The sequence below is a fragment of the Paenibacillus sp. 2TAB26 genome (genome assembly GCF_052115145.1).
Classification (GTDB): domain Bacteria; phylum Bacillota; class Bacilli; order Paenibacillales; family Paenibacillaceae; genus Pristimantibacillus.
Window position 1 is genome coordinate 52,307 of record NZ_JBFRGC010000006.1, and the last position, 22,317, is coordinate 74,623.

The following is a 22,317-nucleotide window of genomic DNA, read 5'->3' on the forward strand; positions in this document are numbered from 1 at the left end:
CTCCTCTCGTATCTAAGCTAGAATGAGGTTACATGTACTTATACCCTGCATTCCTTGCTTTGAATCGAGAGGCTGGATTAGCGAGCTGCAAGTGCTGAAGCTTCGCTAATTTCGTTAATTTCATCTATTGTCAGCTTAAAACGCATAGCTTTCACGTTTTGCTCGGCGTGGTGAATTTTTGATGCTCCGGGAATCGCGAATACAGTATCTCCATGAGCGTGGATGAGCCAATTTAACGCGATTTGTGTYGCGGTAGCCTCATAACGAGCAGCTACCTGCTCAAGCGAATCAATAAGCGGCTTAGAGCGTTTTAGGCCGTTTGTTTGAAAAGCGGAGCTCCATTTGCGCGGGCCGCTAATTGCTTTGATCAAAGAAGGATCATGATGAAACTTCCCGCTTAATATACCCTGTTCAAGTGGAGAATAAGCAATGATTGCACAACCAAGTTCTTGCGCCGTCTGGAGAATGCCATTTTTCTCGATGCGGCGGTCAAGTAGGCTGTATTTTACTTGATTGGAGGCGAGCTGCAAGCCATGCTCTCGCAGAACGCGATCGGCCTCGCGCATTTGTTTAGCGGAGAAATTGCTTACACCTATATTTTTGATTTTTCCGGCAGCGGCCAGCTTCGCCATTTCCTTCATCTCACTGCTCACTGAAGAGAAGGAGAAGGGCTGATGGACTTGATAAAGGTCGATTGTACGCCCCTCAAGCTGTTTAATTCTCACATCAATTGTACGGCCAATGTTGCTGGCGGTACGCATTGCCGGCCACCACTTGGTCGCAATATAGACCTTATCCTCTGCTGGCAGGGCTTCGCGCAAAGCGCTGGCGAGCAGCTGCTCGGATTGGCCGTTTCCGTAAATTTCAGCGGTGTCAAACCAGTTAATGCCGCCTTCGTAGCTTGTTTTTACGATATCATTAATGATTTCGCCCTTCAGAGCGGGCCAAAACTTTCCGACGAGCCCTTTGCCATTACTGAATTGCCAGCAGCCAAGGCCAAGCGGAGATAACTGCAAACTCGTTTGGCCAAATGGCCTAACCGTAGATGATGTCATGGCTTGCTCCCTTCAGAACTTCAGAATAAGTAATGGGCAGCTGTCTTTTTCCGTTATGCTCTAGCTGATCCTTGCTGTATTCGGTCTAGGAACTGATGCATTTGTTCCAGCAATGCAGCACCTTCTTCAGGTGTGCCGTCAAGCTTGCATGCGAGCTGATGAGGAATATCGACGGCTTGTTCCTTTAATGCTCGGCCTTGCGCTGTGAGTTCCACCAATACGCTGCGTTCATCGTTGCGGTCACGCGTACGCGTAATATGTCCTGCAGCTTCCAGCTTCTTAAGAAGCGGGGTCAACGTGCCTGAGTCGAGATAAAGCTTATTGCCAAGCGCGGTTACCGTAACATGGTCCTGCTCCCATAGGGCGAGCATTGTAACGTATTGCGTGTAGGTAAGGTCGATCTTCTCGAGCATTGGGCGATAAAGCTTAGTGATCTCTCGAGAGCAGGCATAAAAAGCGAAGCATATTTGATTGTCCAGTTTTAAAATTTCGTTGCTGTCCATGTTGTTGTCCTCCGTGGGAAGGTGAATTTGTTTGTTTAAAAGGCAATGAGCTAATGTTCTAAGTTTAACAAAATTAAATTGTGATAAATATAATATAGAGGAATGGACAATACACTGTCAATGCGCACAGCGACTCCTTATATTGTAGAGGGAGGACGAAGTGTGCTATAGTTACAGCGTTTATTTAATGGAGGAGTGAGAGCGATGTCTTATACTGCTAATGAGGTTGCAGAATGGATGCTGAACGAATTGAAGGAAAAAGGGATTTTGCATCAAAGCGCCGCAGTTGAGCATATAAAAAGCCATTTTGGCGAATCGTTTATATATGTGAATGAGCACGGCAACGCTTCAATCGACAAAGAAGTGAAAAAAATGTTCCGTAAGCTTCATAAGGGAAAGGCCGCTTGGGAGAGAGACGGTTTCTTCTGGGGCTGGAGCTAAACCGCATATTATTGTAGTGGGAAGCTGGGCGTTAAAGCCATAACGTCCATTTCTCATGAACAACTTGACAAAGGTAACTGTAATCATTAAACTTACAGTATGGAAGTCACCAATAGGACGTAGCTTAATCATAAAAGAAGCGTCTACTTTTTTAAAGCAAGTGTACCAAAAAAAGTTACAGTTAAACGGGTATTCTTACTATTAGGGATAGGTGGTGTTTGGAGATGAAATTCAACATAAGCGATTGGGTACAAGGTAAAACAAAAGATGGCGAGCTCATTCATGGTTTTGTCGAAACCATCGATATTTTGCAAGGATTTGTAACCGTGAGCGTTGTAAAGTCGGATAACGTAGAGGTTATAGGGAAAACTGTAGCCGTTCGTTCATCATGGCTCAAAAACGTATCCGAAATTACTATAAATGATGCGCAGGTTTTTCAAAATGCAATTGACTTAGCTTTAGATACATGGGACGAGGCTTGGTTTATGGAGCTGACCAATGCGAAGAAAGCTAGCGAAGAAGCGGCTGAGGCTGGAGAACGTTCGAGGGTATATTCATTTCCAGTCAATCGACTTGGTCAATCTGCTTAATCGAGCAGGCTTGCCTCCTATCACATCATAGCACCAACGAAAAAAAGGATGATGCCATGCGTGCCGCTGGTGTCATCCTTTTTTGTATACCCGTGAAGCGGCATATAGCCATCTTGCCGCTGGGAGCATTACTTAAGCTGTAGTCCGATTCCAAGCGCTTGCGCTCGCTGGACGAAATAATCGGCTATCGCCATATCAAACACGGCCATACCCATCGGACAAAATAATATAGGCTCCGAATCGGAGATGCTGGCAAGCGCTTCGCGGCAGATCACATCGGTTAGGGAGCTGGTTTGTGCTTCTGTTAAGCCGCTCTCAAGATGCAGCAGCTCAATGTCAGTATTTTCGCGGCAAACCTCATTCCAATCGTCGACGATAATCGCGTTAATGCTGCTTATAGCTGCAGCTGTATAATCCCGTAAAGAAACATCGAGCAGAAGAGTGCCTTCAGCGGGAGGAGTATCGATATAACGCTGAGAGCTTACTGTGCAATTAATAATGAGATTGCACTCGTTATATAACTGCTGCCAGCTGCTGGCGAGACGCGTACGGTGGCGCAGAGCAGCGTCCACAGCAGCGAGGTCAGGGTTATCCAGCTCGCATCCGCGTATATCATACACCTGTATATCCTCTAAATGCTCTCCGAATAGGCGACAGCACATATCATAATGAAGCCGGCCTACAGGTCCGAAGCCGATGATTCCAATCTTTAAGCTTTTTGATGCGGTGCGTGTTTTTAGATAATGGCGGATGAATAAACCGCTGACTGCAGCTGTCCGGGCAGCACTCGGCAGCGGGGTGCCCAGCATGGCGTAAGGAATGCCTGTTTCTGCGTTGTTGAGCAGTGTGACGCTGTGTGCCCTTGGCAAACCGGCGTCGATATTGCCTGGGAAGCTGGCGATCCACTTCATACCGGCAGTCTTTACCGACCCGCCGATGTAAGCAGGCATAGCTATGATGCGATTAGCTGGATTGCGATAACGCAGGTAGGGCTTTATCGGCTGTGCATAATCGCCTGAATCGATAATTTGCACCGCAACCTCTATGCTGTCAACAAGCTCTTCCCAGTGCAATCCGATAGTGCGAATATGTTCATCGCCGAGATATAGCACGGTCATGTTCCTCTCGTTTTTGGATTAGGGAGTGTGCTAAATTTCAGAGCGGATTCAGCCGAATTGCTGCTTTACCCACTCATCGTTGAATACGGTATCCATGTATCGCTCTCCGCGATCATGTATAATAACGACGCATATGGCATCATCGGGCAGCTCGTGCTCGATCGATTTTAAGGCATGGATAATCGCGCCAGAGGAAGGTCCTGCCAAAATCGATTCCTGCACAACGAGCAGTCTGCAGCCATCGACCATATCTTTATCGGCTACCTTTATAGCTTGATCCATAAACCTCGTCTGGGCAAAGGGCGGTATGATACCTGTTCCAAGTCCCGGGAAGCGGCGGTTGCCGTTCACTCCTCCGAAAATAACGCTACCTGCCGCATCGACAGCTATCACTTTCGTGGATAGCTTATGCTCGCGCACATATTGCGAGCAGCCTAACATGGTGCCGCAGGTGCTGACGCCGCCGACAACAAAATCGACATGGCCCAGCTCTTCAACAATTTCGTGCATCGTACCCTCATTGTGAGACAAATAGTTGTTTTTATTCGCATATTGATTCGGCCAGAAGCTATTGGGAATGCGCTCTAATAATTGCTGTACTCGATTTAACCTTGCGGGCAGAAACTCACCTGTCACAATATCAGGCTCTTCAACCAGTTCGATCTCTGCGCCATAAGCACGCATGATGCGGATATTTTGCTGCGTCGCCTTCGGATCAATGACGCTTACGAATTTCATGCCGAGGTAGGAGCTGATGGCAGCGAGACTAATCGCCATATTCCCTGAGCTGGACTCAATGATGACGGAGCCGGGCCCGATCAAGCCTTCATCCCATGCTTTATTAATAATACGGGCGGCGGATCGGTCTTTGGCGCTGCCTCCTGGGTTTAGCAATTCAAGCTTTGCGAATACTTTAATGCCGCGATCGTTCGCAAACAGCTTCGAGAGCTGAACGAGCGGCGTATTCCCGATGATGGACAACAAATTTCTCTCCAAAGGCTAACACCCCTTAAAAATAAATTTTTTTGGATTTCACCGTCCCGCGTTCAAGTTGTTCATTTTCCGCTGCGCGTGTTACCGAAATGCCCTCAAGCATGCGATTTTGAATCATTTGTCCAATGTCCCCAATTTTATGCTCGATAGCATGCTTAATATGGACAAGCATTTCATCTTTCAGCGATTTGCTTTGAATATGAACAAGCAGCTTATTCTCACGGAGTCTTACTCGAAGCTGTGCGTCATGGATGTATTGGTGTACGACATTTTCGATATCGTATAGGCTGATTTTTTCCCCATGCTTCAAATCCGTGCCGATTCGCTTGGAGATACAGCTGAAGCATTGCAGCTGCTTGCCGTCTATGCAGATGGTTTGAAAATCACGCACGACGTCGTAGGTGACGTACCTCATAGCTGGGAACAATGAACGTACAAAAGAGGTCAATACGAGAACGGCTTCGTTCTCTTTCAGCGGTTCAAAGCTGTCGTCGATTTGCTCCGCCGGTATTGCCTCGGCATAAATGCCATCAGCGATGACATATAGCCCAAGCTCATGTGAATAGGAGGCGATTGCTCCTACTTCAATCGAGCCATACGTGTCTAAAATATGCTGCGGCTCGATTCCGAACCGTTCGGCCATGTTGTGCTGCCACTGGAGCGGTGCGATTTCGCCGACTACTATTATTTTTTTGATGCCAAACTGCTTTGGTTCCTTCGCGTGAGAGACGATAGCATCCAAAATCGACGGCATCGTATAAAGAAGCTCTGGTCGATAAGATTCCAGCCTCGCAATATGCTCTTCAATCGGGAGCGAGAACGACAGGGAGTCTGCCGCTAGGCCAAGCCGCTCAAAGATGGTCAGCGCTGTGTTTGCTGCATGCCCTGTACCCATGTCGGCTAATGCTCTGCGAATAGGGATGGGAGGCTCAGCGGCAGTGCTGGCTGCACTGGCGCTGGCGGTCAGCCAATCCTGAAAGCAGGCTGTTTTTGCATCGATATAACTCTCGTCATCTTCCTTTGAATAATAAATCGCCTTGCGAACGCCTGATGAAGTGCCTGAGGTTCTGTAAACGGACAAACCTTCCTCTTCTCGAGCTCTCCCTGTAAAATAATGCTGCTCCAAAATGTCCGACGTGATGAGCGGAAGATCAGACAACTGGCAAACTTGCGGATCTATTCCATCCTGTTGAAGAAGGGTGTTGTACCAGGGGTGATGCTGGACGATTCGCTTGATATGCGGATGAAGCAGAGCTAATGGTGACATTTGGTGTTGAGCCTCCTGTAGGACAAATATCTCGAATGAATGCGTTAATTAAGCATATGTTGTTTGCGCCTCTAGGTTCTGATTATGGGGACAAACGCCTACATCCATTTCGTTCAAGCTTCGTATGCTAATAAGAGTGAATCATGAGGCAGTAGTATATTGTGAGAGAGAGGGTGGCTGCTATATCGTTTATGAAAAAACATCGTCGTACGGTTGCGGATAAGTGGGCCAAATCGGAAGTGATGAGACGTGACTCGGTGTTAAAGAATCATTTGCCGGAAGCGGAGATGATGACAAGGAAGAGCCTGCTTAAAATGTTAAAACAGTGGGGGATGGTGTATGTAAAGCCGATCAGAGGTGGACAGGGGAGAGGTGTGATGAGGGTAGTGCTTGACGAGGAGGGCTTTCGGCCCTATTCGTACCAGCTTGGAGAGAAAAGGTTGGCTTTTTTCACCTATAAAGCGGCTTATCAGTCTATTTTGAGAGATTCGAAAAGGAAGGCTTACCTAGTGCAAAAAGGGATTCGCTTGCTGAGGCATAAGGGGCGTCCGTTTGATATAAGGCTCGTGGTGCAGCAGTCGCCGCACGGGGGTTGGGAGGCGACGGGAACTTTGGGCAGAGTAGCACATCCTCGAAAAATTGTAACGAATGGCAGTCAGGGAGGAACGATTTATCCAACGGGGTATTTGCTGAGGCGTTATATGAGTGCGCCAGTGAGGCGGCGTATGTTGAATGGGATGGATAAGCTTGGCGTTCTCACCGCAATGAAGCTCCACCAGACTTATCCCGGCATTAAGGAATTAGGTGTTGATCTTGCGCTTGATCGCGAACTTAAGCCATGGATACTTGAAGTTAATACGCTGCCTGATCCATGCCCGTTCTTACTGCTTGATGACCAATCGATGCTTCGTAAAATCGTACGCTACGGCAAGGCATACGGAAAAACCTACAAGCTGAACTGTAAAAAGGCGAAGCGCGGGGTTAGGTAGAGCGGTGTGAGTGGGCAAGCTCGACTAACCGCTTTAAGGGCGCGGATGCTCTAACAGCACCTAAGTGCCAGAGTTAGCACCTAATAAGCACATATATATGCATATTAGGTGCAATTGACATAAGATCAGCTCGAAATCTTGCTGGTAAGCACAAATATGCCCTTACAGCGTGGAAAGTAATACGAGTCGAGTGCTCAAGTTTGCACTTAGTCTGTCATGAACATCAACTGCATCGAAAATGCGGTGCGGAAGCGAAGGCTCTCCACGGGATCTCGCAAATCGCGGCCGGTGAGCCTTTCGCATTTTTCGAGGCGATAGGTGACGGTGTTGCGATGCACGAACAGCTGCTTTGCCGTTTCAGCAAGCTGACAATGCGTATCGTAGAAGGTGCTGAGTGTCTTCATTAAATCGCTGCGCTCCTTGCCTTCAATACTTAATAAATCCTTGAACGTCTCCTCGTAATATTCCTTGAGCTCCTCCTTTGGGATCATCCGCAGCAAGTTGCTGAAATCTTTGGCGCGGTAAGGTTGGACAAACTGCTTCTTTCGCGCGTCGTAACCTGTTTGCAGCGCTTCGATCGCTTCCTTATAGGATAAAGGGACTTGTGTGAGCTGTGATATCGGATTCCCGATGCCAATCGAGATGGGGATGCCGTGCTGTTCGCTTAGGCAAAGCACCATTTGCTTCAGCTGCCCTAAAAACTTATCTTCGGTGCCTTTGGCAGCATCTTGCTTTGCCTTAAGCGCGATAAGGAAGCAGAAGTATTCATTTTTCGTAAAAAGTACAAAACGCAAATCAAGCTTCGAAAACTCGCTTTTCAGTACATTGTAATGGCGGTCACGCTCGGATATAAAGCGGCCATCAGATTCGAGTGCGCTTGGCGGACGAAAAGAATCAAAAGAGGTGTCGCGCTTAGCGACAATGCTGACGTAAACGGGATGATTCAACAAATCATAGTTTTTGCTGCGATGAATAAGCTCTTGCTCAGAGGTAATGAGGCCATCAACAAAGTCGGAGAAAAACTCATTTTTATAACGCCGCGACCGCTCTTTGACCGCTTGCTTCTTGATAAGCTCGAGTCCGATGACGTTGGCGGCTTGTTCCATTGCATGTTTCGTTAAGTTGCTGAAGTGTTTGCTGCTGTCGCTCGTCAAAGCGACCAACAATCCTTCTAGCTGAAAGGTAACAATCGGGTACAGCTCAACAGCTGTAAAAGGTGCGCCAATGAAAGTTGGAGAAGTAAATGGGATGCTATAAGAGCTGTGCAGCGAGGGTGAGATCAGCTCTGCTTGAAGATCGGACGACAATGCAAGATACAAATCCGTTGTCATAGCGTTTGAACGATGTAGAAGTCCGCCTTGTGGATTGATCAGCATAACCGGGGAGTCGATGAGAAGCGACAATGCTTCAATGACATCGACGGTGCTTTTGCCCTGCATGATCATTTGTGAAAACTGTTTATGTGTCGTCAATGCATAATGCAGCTCATCCGTGCGCTTCTCCAAAATATGGCTAAGTGAGTCGTTGCATATATCACCCAGCGAATGCGCCAGAGACAGCTCTATAATCGGAAAATGAAGCTTTTCCGCACACTGAAGCACATCGCTTGGCACCTCCTGCAAAAAACGTTTGGTCTTAATCGCTAGACCGGCACATCCGAATTCAGCCATGCTTTTGACGAGTGAGAGCAGAGCCTCTGGTTGATCCTTCATCGCATAACCGGTCGTGAGAAGCAATTCCTGCGGTTTCAAATAGTTAATAATATCTGGAGCGTCCATGATGTTGACCGATTGGACGCTATTTGTCATGCCATCATGTCCGGCAAGTATTTTTGCATTCGCATATACCGGGAGAGATAAGAGTTCTTTTAGGAGCATAACCACACCGCCAATGCTTTTTATGTTAGATTATATGACACAATATATCATCTATGCAGCGGGGTGTAAATATATGATTGTGCGGATTATGCAAGGAATATGGGATATTTTTAGCTACTATGCACAATGACAATGACATGGATTCGGATTATGATGTAGCTACAAAACAATTTTGTGTTATATAACCTGACAACAACAAGGGATTGGGGTTGGTACAAATGAAATTAGTGGTGAATCAGGTTGGGAAAAGCTTTGGAAGCAGAACGATTTTGAAAAATGTAGATCTTACAGTTAACTCGCATGAGTTTATTTGCATACTTGGCCATAGCGGATGCGGCAAATCGACGCTGTTAAATATGATTGCTGGTTACCTTCTGCCTGATGATGGTGCGATTACCGTAGATGGAGAAGAAATTAAGGGGCCTTCCAAGTCGAGAGGAATGGTATTTCAGGATCATGCCTTATTCCCTTGGATGACCATAAAGGACAACATTGCCTTCGGCCCAGAAGTGCAGAAGATGCCAAAAGCACAGGCGAAGGAAACCGCAATGGAGTTTCTGAAGTTGGTAGGGCTGGAACAATACGCCGGACATTATCCTGGTGAATTGTCGGGGGGTATGAAGCAACGGGTAGGCATTGCAAGGGCGCTTGCGAGCAAGCCGGACATTTTGCTAATGGATGAGCCGTTTGGCGCACTGGACGTACTGACGCGAGAGACGATGCGAGTAGAGCTGCAAAAGATTTGCAGTCAGCTCAAACCAACAATCCTGTTCGTGACACACAGCATAAGCGAAGCGGTTTATCTCGCGGATCGTGTTGTCGTGATGAAGCATGGTGAAATTGCAGAAATTTTTGAGGTCGGAATTAAACATCCGCGATCTTCCCATTCTGCTGGTTTTGGCGAAATGATGAGCCGCATTGAACGGGTTCTTATGGATGAGGAGCATCTGGAGCTAGCGCAAGCAAAGGTGGGGTCATAATGAACGGAGCCAAATTATCTACCGTGAAGGACACAGGAAGCATGCAGGCTTCACGGACGGGGACGACAGTAATAAGCAAGCAGGCGCGAGGCAAACGGCCATCGGCAATGAATCAGTTTTTTCAGAAATATAACATCCTCCCATCCATAATGTTTTTCGTTTTTTGGGAGCTGTTCTCTAGAGTGAATGAAACGGCAAAGTTTTTTAATCCGAACTTTCTTCCTGCACCGACCGTGCTGCTATCGGAGGGCTGGGAGCTCGCGAAGACGGGGATTATTACAGACAGCTTGATCTCTAGTACGATTCGAATTGCGCTTGGCTTTGTTATCGGAAGTGCGGTGGCGGTAGGGGTTGGCGTCATCATGAGCAAGTTCAAAACGGTTGAACGATGGTTTTCGCCCATTCTTAACTTAGTTGGCCCGATTCCGACCTTGGCGCTGCTGCCCTTGTTTATTATCTGGTTTGGGATCGGCGAGTTTCCGAAGGTGCTGCTTATTGCGTGGACGACGTTTATCCCGGTGCTGGTGTACACGCTAGACGGCTTTAAGTCGGTGCCTTCCACGCTGATCCGATCTGCGCTCAGCCTGGGTGCGACGGAGCGGCAAATTTTCACGAGAGTGATGCTGCCGTCAGCCATTCCGAATTTCCTCGTTGGCGCGCAGGTGAGTCTGGGCTTATCCTTCTCAGCGCTCATCGTCTCCGAGATGATGGGGGCCAAATCAGGGCTTGGCTACATCATCGTAGATGCGAGAAATTATTTTAAAATATCGAATATGTTCATTGCCATCATTCTGATTGGCCTAGAATATAGCTTGTTTTCTTACCTGCTGAAGCTGGTTGAGAAGAGGGTAATGGCTTGGCGTAAAGGCGGACTTCGAGATGCCATCGAGAAGTAACGCTACATACGAAGCTGAAGCAGTACAACTAAAAAGAGATAAGTGGAGGGAATACCAATGAAAAAATCGGGAAAATGGTTTAAATCTGCAATTGTCCTTACGTCGTTAACTTTTGTGCTTGCTGCGTGCGGCGGCAACGAGAAGGCGCCAGCAAATGCAAATGCAAATGCGCCGGCATCCACTGAGCTTGAGATGAAAGATCTAACGCTAGTTGGTGTTCGTGATGCACAAATCTCATCGCAGCAAATTATTGCCGACAAGCTTGGTTATTTCAAGGAAGAAGGGCTTAATGTAACGAGTCAACTGATCGAGAGCGGGCCGGATATCGGACCGATGGTTGCTGGCGGCAGCGCACCTGTAAGTATTCAAACGAACTTTATGGATATTATTTTGAAATCAACAGACATTCCGGTCAAAATCATTGCGCCGCTCGCACAAATTGCTGGCACGCAAGCGGTTGTAGGTTCAAGCAAGCTTGAGCTGAAGAGCGCGAAGGATCTTGAAGGCAAAACGATTGGTATTCCAAGCGGAGCTGACGTTACGATTGCAATCAATAACATGGCTAAAGAGCTTGGCGTAGACGCAAGCAAAATCAAATATGTAAATCTTGCACCGAGCGACGCGGTTGTCGCTTTGGAGAAGGGTGACATCGATGCGTTGGCTGCTTGGGAGCCGTTCATTACGAAGGCGATTCAAGGCGGCGGCAAGTTCCTCTTCAGCGGCACGAAGAGCGAGCTTCCTGACAAGCAAGGTGATGTGAATTGGATGAGCGTGCATACGACGATCCAAGTTTCAGATGATTTCCTTAAGAAAAACCCGAACACTTTAAAAGCTGTCCTGCGCGCTTTGAAGAAAGCGACGGATTATATCAATGACAACCGTGAGGAAGCGATTAAAACATTAGCGCCTGAGCTGCACCTTAGTGAGGAAGAGCTGACTCAAATCATGTCACGGAATGTGTATTCGATGGARGTTGGCGATACCTACGTGAATGGAAGCAACGGACCTGCTGTCGGCGAGTATCTGAAATCTGTCGGCAACATCAAATCGATTCCTGCTCCAGCTACCTATCATGATCTGAGCCTGCTGAAAGAGGTGGATGCAAGCTTGATAGTTACTGAACTGAAATAAAAATAGAGCTGAAATAGTAATAGAGTGCGGTTAAAACATGCTCATCTCCTGAAGATGATTAGTTTTACACAAATAGGTAGTTAATAGGGCCGCGGACCTCGTTGTCCGCGGTTTATTTCATTAGCATCGCAGCTGCTACGCGATTTGGCAGATTCGGCTCATAAACGGCATAAAAGTGACTGGGCAATGAAAGGCGGAGGGTGAGATGGTCGGACGAGAGAAACTGGATGTATTGATCAAAAGCGGCAGCGTCGTATTGAAGGATGAAGTGCGGATGCTGGGCATAGGAATCAAAGCGGGACGTATTGTTGTGCTTGGCGAGAATCTCGATGATATAGAGGCGAATTCGGTAGTGGATGCAGCGGGCTTAACCATTATGGCTGGCATGATTGATGTACACGTCCATCTGAATGAGCCGGGCTTGGGAGAGTGGGAAGGCTTTGAGACGGGGTCTGCTGCTCTCGCTGCTGGCGGCTGCACCACCTATATTGATATGCCGCTAAATGGCATTCCGCCTACAGTCACTGTGGATGCTATGCACCAGAAGCTGGCGGCTGCAGAGGGGCGGTCCTATGTGGATTATGCCATCTGGGGCGGTTTGGTGCCTGGCAAGCTGCATGAGCTTGCGCCTTTGGATGAAGCTGGAGTGGTTGGTTTTAAAGCATTCATGTCATCGCCTGGTGATCCGAGTGAGGACGCGTTTCGAGAGGTGGATGATTATACGCTGCTCGAAGGCATGAAGATCATCGCGGGTCTCGGCAAGGTGCTAGCCCTTCATGCCGAAAGCGAGCCGATTGTTGCTAAGCTTGGTCAAGCGATGCGGGCGGGAGGACGATTGACGCCAGCTGACTATGTGGCCTCGCGGCCTATTATTGCTGAGCTGGAGGCTATCAATCGGGCACTCTTTTATGCGGAGCAAACGGGCTGTGCGCTTCATTTTGTTCATATTAGCAGCGAGGCGGGCATTAATCTGATTACGGCTGCGCGTGAGCGCGGGATGAACGTTACGGTTGAAACCTGTCCGCATTATTTAGCTTTAACAGCGGCTGATTTGGACCGTAAGGGAGCGGTGGCGAAATGCTCTCCGCCGCTGCGAGATGCCGAGGAGCGGGCGAAGCTGTGGAATGCCGTTGCCGAAGGGCGAGTGGATATGATTTCGTCGGATCATTCGCCTTGTCCAGCCTCGATGAAGGAGGCGGACAACTTCTTTGATGCTTGGGGCGGTATCGCCGGAGCGCAAAGCTCGGTAGAGCTCATTGTGGGAGAAGGCCATGTGAAGCGGGGGCTGCCGCTCACGCTGATCAGCGAGCTGCTGGCAAGCGGGCCGGCAAGACGATTTGGACTGCAAGATTCGAAGGGTGAAATACGCATTGGTGCAGACGCTGACCTTGTGCTGATTGATTTGAACAAGTCTTATACGCTGGAAGCGGAGCAGCTATATCAACGTCATAAGCATAGTCCATATGTCGGTGAAGAGCTTCATTGCAAAATAAAGGCTACCTATGTAAGGGGTCGCCTTGTCTATGAAGAATCGGAAGGGTTAAGCGAGAGTATGCAAGGCGAGTGGGTTAGGTAATAGGCTTAAGTTAATGGAAGGAGGAGCAGCTATGATGCGAAGTGTGCTTTCCCATCCGAGAGAGAAGGAACGGCTATTATCGTATTTCGAGACGCAGGTTATGCAAGTATTAAATTGGCTGGCAACATATAGCCCGGATGAAGAAGGCGGCATAACGCGGCTGCTTTATACCGAGGGATGGCTGGAGACGCAGCAAGCGCTTGCGCTCAAAATGGAGAGCTGCGGTCTAACGACGGAGTTTGACAACGTTGGCAACTTATTCGGAAAATTACAAGGCGACGATCCGGATGCGCCTTCTATTATAACGGGCTCACATATTGATACGGTTATTCAAGGCGGGCATTATGACGGAGCCTATGGCATTGCGGCGGGTTTGCTTGCACTTGATTATTTGCAAAAGCAATTCGGCAAGCCGAAGCGAACGCTGGAGCTTGTATCCCTCTGCGAAGAGGAAGGCAGCCGATTTCCGATGGCTTACTGGGGATCGGGCAGCATCGCCGGCAAACGAAACTTTGAGCAAATTGTTCATTTGCAGGATGCTCAAGATGTATTTTTTGCGGATGCGATGCAGCAATGCGGCTTTGGTGAAGGAACGGGCAGGGATAGCCGCCGTCATGATATTGGCGCGTTTATTGAGATCCATATCGAGCAAGGGGCGGTGCTGGAGCAGGAAGGCGTCGCTATCGGTGTAGTGGAAACAATTGCTGGCCAGCGAAGATTGAAGTTTGAAGTCATTGGCGAATCGAATCATGCGGGAACAACTCCGATGCATATGCGCAGGGATGCGCTTGAAGGGGTTAGTGCGATGATTGGGGCGCTGCGTCAAGAGGCTATGCGGCTTGGATCGCCATTAGTGGCGACTGCTGGCAGGCTGCAGGTGTTTCCGAATGTACCGAATGTCGTTCCGGGAAAGGTTGTATTTACTGTAGATGCGCGTCATGCCAATGAACAGGCTCTCGATAGCTTTTGCCGCTGGGTCGTACAGCGATTTACAGCATTGGCTGGTGAGAGGCAACTGCAGATTCAAGGGACGGAGTGGTTTAGGGAAGAACCGGTTCCGATGAATGAGGTGCTTAAACAGCATATGGATCATATTTGTGGTGAAATGGGCATTTCTTCGAAACGAATGGTTAGCGGAGCGGGGCATGATGCACAAATGTTTGAGCATATTTGTCCGACTGCGATGTTATTTGTTCCAAGTAGACGAGGCATATCGCATTCACCGGAGGAGTATACAGAGCCGCGTGAGCTTGCGGTTGGCGTACTCGTGCTGACAGAGCTGCTCTATCGATTAGGCTATGAGGGGGAAGAAGTATGAAGCTGTACAAAGATTTGGCGCCATCACCGCGTACGATTATGACACCAGGTCCAGTCGAGGTGGATCCGCGGGTGCTGCGGGCGATGTCGTATCCGATATTGGGACAATTTGACCCAGAATTTACGGCATTAATGAATGAAACAATGGAGATGCTGCGCCAATTATTTAAGACCGATAATGAATGGGCATTCCCTGTGGATGGGACGTCGAGATCGGGGATAGAGGCTGTTCTCGTAGGCTTGATCGAGCCTGGCGATAAGGTGCTTGTGCCGATTTATGGACGCTTCGGCCATTTGCTGACCGAGATTGCGAAGCGCTGCGGTGCTGAGGTTGTAACGCTGGAGAAAGATTGGGGCAGTGTATTTTTAACGGAGGAAATAGTTAATGCCATAAAGGAGCATCAGCCTGATGTCGTAGCTCTTGTGCATGGCGAGACATCAACGGGAAGAATGCAGCCGCTCGAAGGCATCGGGCAAGCGTGCAGGGAAGCGAATGCGCTCTTCGTCGTGGACGCTGTTGCGACAATTGGCGGTATTGAGGTAGCGACTGACCGGCTGCTCATCGATGCGGTAATTGGCGGCACGCAGAAGTGTTTATCCGTACCGGCAGGCATGGCGCCGATTACGTACAATAAACGTGCTGAGGTGAAGCTGCTCAGCCGCAAAAAGGTTGAGAGAGGGCTGCTTCTCGCTGACGACGAGGAGGATCCGCTGCTGCGCCCGATACAAAGCAACTACTTGGATTTGAGTCAGCTGCAGGACTATTGGAGCCCGGCTCGGCTTAATCATCATACGGAAGCGACGTCCATGCTTTATGCGCTTCGTGAAGGGCTGCGGCTCGTGCTGGAAGAGGGGCTGGAGGCGCGTTTTGCACGGCATCGTGAGCATGAAGGGGCATTGATTGCTGGTTTGGAGGCAATGGGCTTGCGTCTCTATGGCGACCCCGCCTGCAAAATGACCGTCGTTACTTGTATTGAAATTCCGGTTGGCATAGACGGAGAATCTGTACGTTCGATGCTGCTTGATCATTACGGCATCGAGATCGCCAGCTCCTTCGGTCCCTTGAAGGGGAAAATATGGCGCATCGGCACGATGGGCTACAGCTGCAGCAAGCGCAACGTGCTGCTTACGCTCGGCGCGCTGGAAGCCGTTCTGCTGCGACACGGTTATCAGTTGGTTGCAGGCCGGGCACTGCAGGCGGCTATGGATGTTTATGGGATGTAAAATGTTGGACATGAAATGTCGCTACATTTTATAAAGACTTTACTTTATTTTTACTTTGCTGTGGCTTTAGATTTACCCCGTACCTATACAATGACCACATAGTGATGTTATCGAAGTGGGGGAATGGGTATGGCGAAGCACAAGTGGACAGTTATGATGACGATGCTGATGATTGCTTTTGTGACGGCGTTTCTGCTGCAAGAGGTGGATTGGTCTAATGCATCGGGAGATTTGTCAGACCCCTTTCTTGATCCTTATGCGTTGTCATTGGGTCATCGGCATTCGGGAGCTGGCATGGAAACGGCGGCGGAAAAAGCTGTGAAGATGAACGTTGCATGGCCGCAAGGGACGCCTTCTGCGGGTGTCTCTTCAATGCTTTCCATCTCTATTGATGATGGAAATGGGGCAGCTGTTGAAGCTTACGAGATTACAAACGAGAAGCTGATGCATCTTATTGTTGTGAGCGGGGATTTGCAGCATTTTCAGCATGTTCATCCTGTATATAATGGCGGAGGAGAATTCGAGGTTCCGATTTCATTGCCTTCGGGAGGCGGCTATAAGCTGTATGCGGATTTTTTGCCGAAGGGGATGAATGAGCTTACGCGCATGGGGGAGGTTGAGGTGCAGGGCGCAGCGTTCGAGACGACCGTCTTGAAACCAAGTGAAGATCTGGCAGCGAATGTTGATGGTATGAGAGTAGAGCTTGCGTTTGCTGAACCCATTTTACCGCAGACGATGTTAACGATGACCTATACGTTTACGGATGAGAAGACGGGGGAGCCGATTAAGGATCTAGAGCTTTATCTTGGTGCAGTAGGTCATGTTGTCGCGATTGATCAGTCTACGCAGCAATTCATTCATATCCATCCGCTTAACTGGGCATCATCGGGTCCGCAGGCCGTTTTTGGCGTTAGTTTTCCGGTAGAAGGGCTGTACAAAGTGTGGGGCCAATTTCAAAGAAATGGTCAAACCATTGTAGTGCCGTTCGTTATTCAAGTTTAAAATAATCAAATTTTTATAGAAGTCTACCTGCATGAGCGATCTCCTGCTTCCTGATGGAAGCGGGAGATTGCTGTTTATGCGGATAGGCTTTTTTTGCTGAAAAGATTTACCGAAATGGGGGTAATTTATTAAGTTTCTTTTACCTTGATGACCGTGATTCATTACCTTCAAATGTTAGAGTATATAACATAAACAATGGAAAATGAGGGATGCGATGAGAGAGACGCGAGGAGCTACTGGCAGGTCTAGTAAAGAAATAGTAGAGAAATAATAATTGGAGGGAAACGATGAGAAAGAAAAAAATGATTGTATCCGTTATTGCAGCGTCCGTTGTCATTGCTTCTATTAATATCTTTCCAGGGGCGATCGGCTTAGGTCGATTAAGCGCTGCAGAGATCGATAAGATCGTCTACCATCCGCTTAATCCGCTAAGCCCGCAGGAAATAGAAGAAGCAGCGAATATAATTAAATCATCGCAATATGGCAGCAAGGACATGTATTTCTCAGAAATTAAGCTGGAGGAGCCTGATAAACAGCGGGTATGGGCTTGGGATGATGCTGGCGGTTCTAAGCTGCCAAGGGAAGCAGCTTTCACGCTTATAAAGGGAAATAAGCCGTATGAAGGAACAGTCAATTTGGATACAGATAAAGTGGTGTACTGGAAAGAAGTGAAGGAAGGATGGCCTTTCTACACAGAATGGGGCCAGACGGAAGCGATAGTTGAAAAAGATAAGGAAGCTGTAGCCGCTCTAGCAAGGCATGGCATAACCGATCTAAGCAAGGTGTCATTCGCAGATGGGCCGCTTGGCGATTACGGTCCAGAGCTTACGCCGCCAGGCTCGCGCTTAGCGATGTCAGTTCCGCGTCCGAAGATTGAAGGTGCGGTTAACAACTTTGCGCATCCGATGGATGGTCTAGCTTTCCTCGTTGATTTGAATACGAAGAAAGTGTTGAAAATTTATGAGTCAGGCAATCCTCCAGTTTCGAAAGACCCTAATGATTATACGAAGGTCATTAAGACGAAACGGACTGACGAGATCAAGCCTCTCATTATCAGCCAGCCTCAAGGTGCGAGCTTCTCGGTCAAAGGCACGATGGTGGACTGGCAGAACTGGAAGTTCCATTTCCGCCTAGACCCACGTGTAGGGCCTATGGTATCCACTGTATCTTACACAGAGAATGGGAATAAGCGCAAAATTATGTATGAAGGCGGTCTTGGCGGCATGATGGTGCCGTACGGCGATCCAGATGCGGCGTGGCTGTACAAAATATTTATGGATGCTGGTGAATATGGCGTTGGTTTGTCGACAAGGCCGCTTAATATAGGGTCCGATGTTCCAAAAAATGCGACGATGTTTGATGCGGCCCTTAACGGCACAGACGGAAAAGCACAAATCATTAAAAATTCTTTTGCTTTGTTTGAAAGATATGCAGATCCGGAATGGTCTCACAATGGCGATGCAAGAGAGCGTCGTGAACTCGTTCTTCGAGCTATAGCTACGATTGGCAATTATGATTATGTCTTAGATTGGGTGTTTTTACAAAATGGTTCGATTAAGCTTATGGCTGGTGCAACGGGACTCGCTCAGGTAAAAGCGGTCGATTCGAAAACAATGGCGGATAAAACCGCTGAAAAGGATACGCGCAATGGTAAACTCGTAGATGCGAATATTGTGGCGCCTACGCATCAGCATATTTTCAGCTACAGGCTGGATCTAGATGTGGATGGAGAATCGAACTCCGTAGGGGAAATTTTGCCGAAAGCTATCTCGGTGAAAAATCCGGAATTTGCACGGAGCGAGATGATAACGGTGGAGAAGACGTACAAAGTTGAACAGGACGCGATTCAGAAATTTGATGCAGACAAAATCGTGCTAGTGACGAATACGTCCAAACAAAATAAGTTGGGCTATGCAACAGGTTATCAGGTTATGCCTTACGCAGGGGGCACTCATCCATTCATGGAGGAGCCGCTCTTCACGAAAACGGACTATGTATTGAAACGTGCGGAATTTATAAATAATCATATTTGGGTAACGCCTTACATGAAAGATGAGCTTTATTCTGAAGGCAAATATACCACACATAACAAAGACACTGGACTTGGCCTATGGACACAGCAAAATCGCAGTATTGAGAACAAGGATACGGTTGTATGGCTGACGACAGGGACGACGCATGTCATGCGGGCAGAAGAATTCCCGATCATGCCTACGGAATGGGTGACGGCGATGATTAAACCTTTCAACTTCTTTAATGAAACGCCTACGCTTGATTTGAATAAGACAGAGTAGCATTATAATTAAAACGAGCCTGTTCATTTGCCGCAAAGGGCGAATGAGCAGGCTCTTATTATTGTGGAGTCGTTAGTTGGATAGAGGAAGAGTTAATGAGAAAACGCAACCATGGCCTTCTTCTGCGTTTGGTATAACGGTTAGCTGGCCTCCATGAATGTCGGCGATTTCTTTGGCGATGGATAAGCCGAGACCGCTGCCGGGGATACCGCTGTTTCTTGACTTATCTACACGGTAGAAGGAATTGAAAATATAAGGCAATGCGTCATCGGGTATGCCTGATCCGATATCGATAACTCGAAAGATTGCAGTATGACTAGTGAGTTCGTATGTAAAAGTAATGGGGCTGCTGCCGGTAGAATATTTCAACGCGTTATCTATGAGATTGTCGATTACGCGGCTAATTAGATGATTGTCGCCACGCAATCGCCCGCCGCTGGCATGCTTTCTTGTATGGAAGGGGCGCTGCTCCAGCTTCATGAAGGGTTCCCATTTGCTGACCATTGCATGAAAGAAAGAATCTGTTGCGAAAGAAGTGAACTTAGCTTCAAGCTGTCTCGTTTCCAGTAAGCTTAGCTCATTTAAGTTGCGAACGAACTGATTAATCGTCTGAATGTCCTCAGAAATTCTGCTCAAAAAGATGCCAGTATCTTCTCCGCTAATGGTGCCATCGTTAATAGCCTCGATATAACCGCGTATCAACGTTATCGGCGTTTTTAAATCATGTGAAATATTCATGAGCAGCTCCTTGCGCCAATGCTCTAGTCGAAGCAGCTCATCAACACGTGCTTCCAATTCATTATTCATATCACGAAGCTCTTCCGTTCGCAGCTCGACCTTGTACTCAAGCTGATGATTTAATTCGGTCTGCTCCTCCATGAGCTCCTGAATTTTGTGCGACATGCGGTTGAAGGCGTGCAGCAGTTGGTTGAATTCGAGTGACCATGTGTCTTCAAGCGAGGAGGTGAACTGTCCCTCACTCATCTCAGCGAATGCTTCGGCAAGCATATTGACGGGCCGTGAAATCTTAGATCGTAAATAGAAAGAAAGTAGAACGCTCAAGCATACCGCGACTAAGCCGAGCAAGGAAAGTTGGACGATAAGCTTGTCGCTCGTCTGGGCAGAAAGCATAAGGGTGGCTGAGTGGATCGGTTCAAGCAGTTTATGTTCAGGGATGATATAGCCAAGTGTCCAATTTGTTGATGGGATAGAGCGACTGAAGACGACCTTCTGCTGACCGTCTAGCTGCATGCTGCGGAAGCTGTTTAACGTATCATTACTGAAGAGCTGGGCTAAATCGAGCTGTTGAATCTCGTTGGCGCCATGCTGCTGGGCAGCGATAAGCTCGTGATCCGTATCTAGCAGCAATGCAATGCCGTTCTCGTCGGCGAATCTAGTATCCAGCACATTATTTACGAAACGCTCAATCGTCACGTCTGCCGCTACGACTCCTCTGAGGACTCGATTCTCATCATAGACAGGCGTCGTAGCTGTGAACATCCAGCCTCTTGGCGTGATGTCGAGGTAGGGCTTCGTCCATGCCACCCGGTTCGACTTTGGCCTGACGTTAAGCGCATCGGAATAAAAGTTGTATGAAGTTAGAAGATGAATAGGCTTCGAGGGAGCATCGGAATCTTGAGCAATAAATTCCGGATAATAATAGGAACCGGATTTGGGATGAATATAGTAAATCGAAACGATGTTTTGCTTCCGTGACGATTCAGATTTAAAAAGTGGAAATAAAGCCTTGCTGCGTGCTAAATCATAAGCCTGCTCCGGTGTTGGATATTGCAGCGGGTTGTCTGTTCGGATAGAAACGACCCCCATGCCATCAGGCTGCTTCTCTATAAATCGCTTTTGTGCTAGGTCATACTTGAAAACGAGCGGCCGAACCTCAGCATGATTTTCCGTGGAAAAAATAGATTCTGCGAGTGCTTTGGCCAGCAAGACGGCATCCTCGACAAGGCGCAGCTCGGTATCGATCGCCCGGACCTGTTCTTCAATGTTGGCTTCATACATGCTGAAATAATTTTTCTCAATCATGGCGGTATTCAGCTCATTGAAATGATTGAGCTGTGAAGATACGGTTTGTCCGGCGAATACAGATAAAAGCAATAGCGGGATGAGGGAGACGGTCAGCATAGCCGCAAGCATCTGGAAAGCGAAGGTGCGCGGCTGGAGGAGAGACTTAATGCTCTTTAATCGGTTCATCGAATTTATATCCAATACCGCGAATCGTAATGATGCGCGAAGGAGTGGATGGGACTTGTTCTATTTTTTTGCGCAAATGCCCGATATGTACCTGCAAGGTTTTGGTGTCGAGGCTGCTCTCGTAGCCCCAAATATGACTGAGTAATCGTTCTGTTGTAAGCACCTGCCGCGCGTTTTGCATCAGGTAGGCGAGCAGTTGAAATTCTTTGGTGGACAACTCGATTCGCTTGCCTTCGACGTAAACCTCATGTGCATCGATGCGAAGCTCGACATGTGCAGAGGAAATGACAGAAGAGGGAGTGATGTCAGCTTGCCGATGGCTGACGATTCGATTTCGACGCAGCTGCGCTTTGATGCGGGCGATTAGTTCGATTGGGCTGAAAGGTTTGCTAACGTAATCATCCGCGCCGACACTTAGGCCAACAACCTTATCGATTTCAGTATCCTTGCAAGTGAGGAATACGATCGGGACATCGGTTGTTTGTCTTAGCCTTGCACAAAGCTCGTAACCCTCCATATCTGGAAGCAAAACGTCCAGCACGATCAGTGAAGGCTGTTCATTCTCCGTTAATTCAATTGCTTGCTTGCCTGTCGTTGCGTTCAGATGGCGGAAGCCGTCCTTGGATAAATACATGCCCACGAGCTCGCCGATTCTAACTTCGTCGTCAACGGTTAATATGAGTTCACCTGGCAAGTTGAATCACCTCTTCGCATGTGATATGTATGGCAACCATTTCTTTAAATATATACTCGAATGATGGTTTTGCGCAATATTTGTGTTAGGTAATATTACATGAAAGTGATGTAATTGGTATGAAAAAAGCAGATCGGCTCAAATGAGCGGATCTGCTTT

At 48.1% G+C, this 22,317-nt stretch carries 19 protein-coding genes; 11 read left to right on the forward strand and 8 right to left on the reverse strand.

The features are described from left to right. Window positions 1-77: 77 nt before the first annotated feature. Both AB4Z50_RS07715 and AB4Z50_RS07720 read right to left on the reverse strand, forming a co-directional pair. Window positions 78-1,055, reverse strand: coding sequence for an aldo/keto reductase (locus tag AB4Z50_RS07715; RefSeq protein WP_441877687.1), 978 nt, complete (start codon window positions 1,053-1,055; stop codon window positions 78-80). Between the two features lie 53 nt (window positions 1,056-1,108). Further along, window positions 1,109-1,558 carry a MarR family winged helix-turn-helix transcriptional regulator gene (locus AB4Z50_RS07720; protein WP_339206344.1) on the reverse strand — a complete coding sequence of 150 codons (450 nt, stop codon included), beginning with the start codon at window positions 1,556-1,558 and terminating at the stop codon, window positions 1,109-1,111. A gap of 204 nt (window positions 1,559-1,762) precedes the next feature. Here AB4Z50_RS07720 and AB4Z50_RS07725 point away from each other — a divergent pair, with 204 nt between their 5' ends. Together AB4Z50_RS07725 and AB4Z50_RS07730 are read left to right on the forward strand one after the other, a co-directional pair. Beyond that, window positions 1,763-1,999: a DUF6953 family protein gene (locus tag AB4Z50_RS07725; RefSeq protein WP_441877689.1), complete on the forward strand. Its 237-nt coding sequence runs from the start codon at window positions 1,763-1,765 to the stop codon at window positions 1,997-1,999. Window positions 2,000-2,223: 224 nt separating this feature from the next. Continuing rightward, entirely contained in the window at window positions 2,224-2,589 is a 366-nt protein-coding gene (locus AB4Z50_RS07730; protein ID WP_441877691.1) for an IDEAL domain-containing protein, read from the forward strand. Between the two features lie 128 nt (window positions 2,590-2,717). On the opposite strand, the gene AB4Z50_RS07735 is transcribed toward AB4Z50_RS07730, so the two are convergent. The 3 genes from AB4Z50_RS07735 to AB4Z50_RS07745 are packed head-to-tail and all read right to left on the reverse strand — an operon-like array spanning window position 2,718 to window position 5,967. Further along, complete coding sequence (locus AB4Z50_RS07735; RefSeq protein ID WP_441877693.1) at window positions 2,718-3,707, reverse strand: 2,3-diaminopropionate biosynthesis protein SbnB; 990 nt, start codon at window positions 3,705-3,707, stop codon at window positions 2,718-2,720. 48 nt (window positions 3,708-3,755) lie between these two features. Continuing rightward, window positions 3,756-4,703, reverse strand: a complete 948-nt coding sequence (gene sbnA / locus AB4Z50_RS07740; protein ID WP_441877695.1) for a 2,3-diaminopropionate biosynthesis protein SbnA — start codon at window positions 4,701-4,703, stop codon at window positions 3,756-3,758. A 13-nt stretch (window positions 4,704-4,716) separates the two neighbouring features. Then, window positions 4,717-5,967: a hypothetical protein gene (locus tag AB4Z50_RS07745; RefSeq protein WP_441877697.1), complete on the reverse strand. Its 1,251-nt coding sequence runs from the start codon at window positions 5,965-5,967 to the stop codon at window positions 4,717-4,719. A 191-nt stretch (window positions 5,968-6,158) separates the two neighbouring features. On the opposite strand from AB4Z50_RS07745, the gene AB4Z50_RS07750 reads away from it, so the two are divergent. Continuing rightward, window positions 6,159-6,956: a YheC/YheD family protein gene (locus AB4Z50_RS07750; protein WP_441877699.1), complete on the forward strand. Its 798-nt coding sequence runs from the start codon at window positions 6,159-6,161 to the stop codon at window positions 6,954-6,956. A gap of 206 nt (window positions 6,957-7,162) precedes the next feature. Here AB4Z50_RS07750 and AB4Z50_RS07755 read toward each other — a convergent pair whose 3' ends face one another. Beyond that, entirely contained in the window at window positions 7,163-8,833 is a 1,671-nt protein-coding gene (locus AB4Z50_RS07755) for a PucR family transcriptional regulator (RefSeq protein WP_441877701.1), read from the reverse strand. Window positions 8,834-9,051: 218 nt separating this feature from the next. Here AB4Z50_RS07755 and AB4Z50_RS07760 point away from each other — a divergent pair, with 218 nt between their 5' ends. The 8 genes from AB4Z50_RS07760 (at window position 9,052) to AB4Z50_RS07795 (ending at window position 19,253) form a co-directional block, all read left to right on the forward strand. Continuing rightward, window positions 9,052-9,813, forward strand: coding sequence for an ABC transporter ATP-binding protein (locus AB4Z50_RS07760; RefSeq protein WP_339206353.1), 762 nt, complete (start codon window positions 9,052-9,054; stop codon window positions 9,811-9,813). Between the two features lie 41 nt (window positions 9,814-9,854). Next, window positions 9,855-10,709 (forward strand): ABC transporter permease, encoded by an 855-nt coding sequence (locus AB4Z50_RS07765; protein ID WP_441878021.1) that lies wholly within the window; start codon window positions 9,855-9,857, stop codon window positions 10,707-10,709. Between the two features lie 57 nt (window positions 10,710-10,766). Then, entirely contained in the window at window positions 10,767-11,840 is a 1,074-nt protein-coding gene (locus tag AB4Z50_RS07770) for an ABC transporter substrate-binding protein (RefSeq protein ID WP_441877703.1), read from the forward strand. Between the two features lie 205 nt (window positions 11,841-12,045). Further along, window positions 12,046-13,416: an allantoinase gene (locus AB4Z50_RS07775; RefSeq protein ID WP_441877705.1), complete on the forward strand. Its 1,371-nt coding sequence runs from the start codon at window positions 12,046-12,048 to the stop codon at window positions 13,414-13,416. A 31-nt stretch (window positions 13,417-13,447) separates the two neighbouring features. Beyond that, window positions 13,448-14,734: an allantoate deiminase gene (gene allC / locus AB4Z50_RS07780; protein ID WP_441877707.1), complete on the forward strand. Its 1,287-nt coding sequence runs from the start codon at window positions 13,448-13,450 to the stop codon at window positions 14,732-14,734. Then, window positions 14,731-15,957, forward strand: a complete 1,227-nt coding sequence (locus AB4Z50_RS07785) for a pyridoxal-phosphate-dependent aminotransferase family protein (protein ID WP_441877709.1) — start codon at window positions 14,731-14,733, stop codon at window positions 15,955-15,957. Before allC ends, AB4Z50_RS07785 begins: the two co-directional genes overlap by 4 nt. 129 nt (window positions 15,958-16,086) lie before the next feature. Continuing rightward, window positions 16,087-16,959 carry a hypothetical protein gene (locus AB4Z50_RS07790; RefSeq protein WP_441877711.1) on the forward strand — a complete coding sequence of 291 codons (873 nt, stop codon included), beginning with the start codon at window positions 16,087-16,089 and terminating at the stop codon, window positions 16,957-16,959. A gap of 287 nt (window positions 16,960-17,246) precedes the next feature. Continuing rightward, window positions 17,247-19,253 (forward strand): copper amine oxidase, encoded by a 2,007-nt coding sequence (locus AB4Z50_RS07795; protein WP_441877713.1) that lies wholly within the window; start codon window positions 17,247-17,249, stop codon window positions 19,251-19,253. Between the two features lie 72 nt (window positions 19,254-19,325). On the opposite strand, the gene AB4Z50_RS07800 is transcribed toward AB4Z50_RS07795, so the two are convergent. Beyond that, window positions 19,326-21,464: an ATP-binding protein gene (locus tag AB4Z50_RS07800; RefSeq protein ID WP_441877715.1), complete on the reverse strand. Its 2,139-nt coding sequence runs from the start codon at window positions 21,462-21,464 to the stop codon at window positions 19,326-19,328. Then, complete coding sequence (locus AB4Z50_RS07805; protein WP_441877717.1) at window positions 21,442-22,158, reverse strand: winged helix-turn-helix domain-containing protein; 717 nt, start codon at window positions 22,156-22,158, stop codon at window positions 21,442-21,444. The genes AB4Z50_RS07800 and AB4Z50_RS07805 overlap by 23 nt, the downstream gene beginning before the upstream one ends. Window positions 22,159-22,317: the final 159 nt, after the last annotated feature.

Bases quoted from the DNA above. Each gene is read 5' to 3' on its own strand.
- AB4Z50_RS07720 (WP_339206344.1), bottom strand. From the start codon at position 1,558: ATGGACAGCAACGAAATTTTAAAACTGGACAATCAAATATGCTTCGCT.
- AB4Z50_RS07725 (WP_441877689.1), top strand. From the start codon at position 1,763: ATGTCTTATACTGCTAATGAGGTTGCAGAATGGATGCTGAACGAATTG.
- AB4Z50_RS07730 (WP_441877691.1), top strand. From the start codon at position 2,224: ATGAAATTCAACATAAGCGATTGGGTACAAGGTAAAACAAAAGATGGC.
- AB4Z50_RS07735 (WP_441877693.1), bottom strand. From the start codon at position 3,707: ATGACCGTGCTATATCTCGGCGATGAACATATTCGCACTATCGGATTG.
- AB4Z50_RS07745 (WP_441877697.1), bottom strand. From the start codon at position 5,967: ATGTCACCATTAGCTCTGCTTCATCCGCATATCAAGCGAATCGTCCAG.
- AB4Z50_RS07750 (WP_441877699.1), top strand. From the start codon at position 6,159: ATGAAAAAACATCGTCGTACGGTTGCGGATAAGTGGGCCAAATCGGAA.
- AB4Z50_RS07755 (WP_441877701.1), bottom strand. From the start codon at position 8,833: ATGCTCCTAAAAGAACTCTTATCTCTCCCGGTATATGCGAATGCAAAA.
- AB4Z50_RS07760 (WP_339206353.1), top strand. From the start codon at position 9,052: ATGAAATTAGTGGTGAATCAGGTTGGGAAAAGCTTTGGAAGCAGAACG.
- AB4Z50_RS07765 (WP_441878021.1), top strand. From the start codon at position 9,855: ATGCAGGCTTCACGGACGGGGACGACAGTAATAAGCAAGCAGGCGCGA.
- AB4Z50_RS07775 (WP_441877705.1), top strand. From the start codon at position 12,046: ATGGTCGGACGAGAGAAACTGGATGTATTGATCAAAAGCGGCAGCGTC.
- allC (WP_441877707.1), top strand. From the start codon at position 13,448: ATGATGCGAAGTGTGCTTTCCCATCCGAGAGAGAAGGAACGGCTATTA.
- AB4Z50_RS07785 (WP_441877709.1), top strand. From the start codon at position 14,731: ATGAAGCTGTACAAAGATTTGGCGCCATCACCGCGTACGATTATGACA.
- AB4Z50_RS07790 (WP_441877711.1), top strand. From the start codon at position 16,087: ATGGCGAAGCACAAGTGGACAGTTATGATGACGATGCTGATGATTGCT.
- AB4Z50_RS07795 (WP_441877713.1), top strand. From the start codon at position 17,247: ATGAGAAAGAAAAAAATGATTGTATCCGTTATTGCAGCGTCCGTTGTC.
- AB4Z50_RS07800 (WP_441877715.1), bottom strand. From the start codon at position 21,464: ATGAACCGATTAAAGAGCATTAAGTCTCTCCTCCAGCCGCGCACCTTC.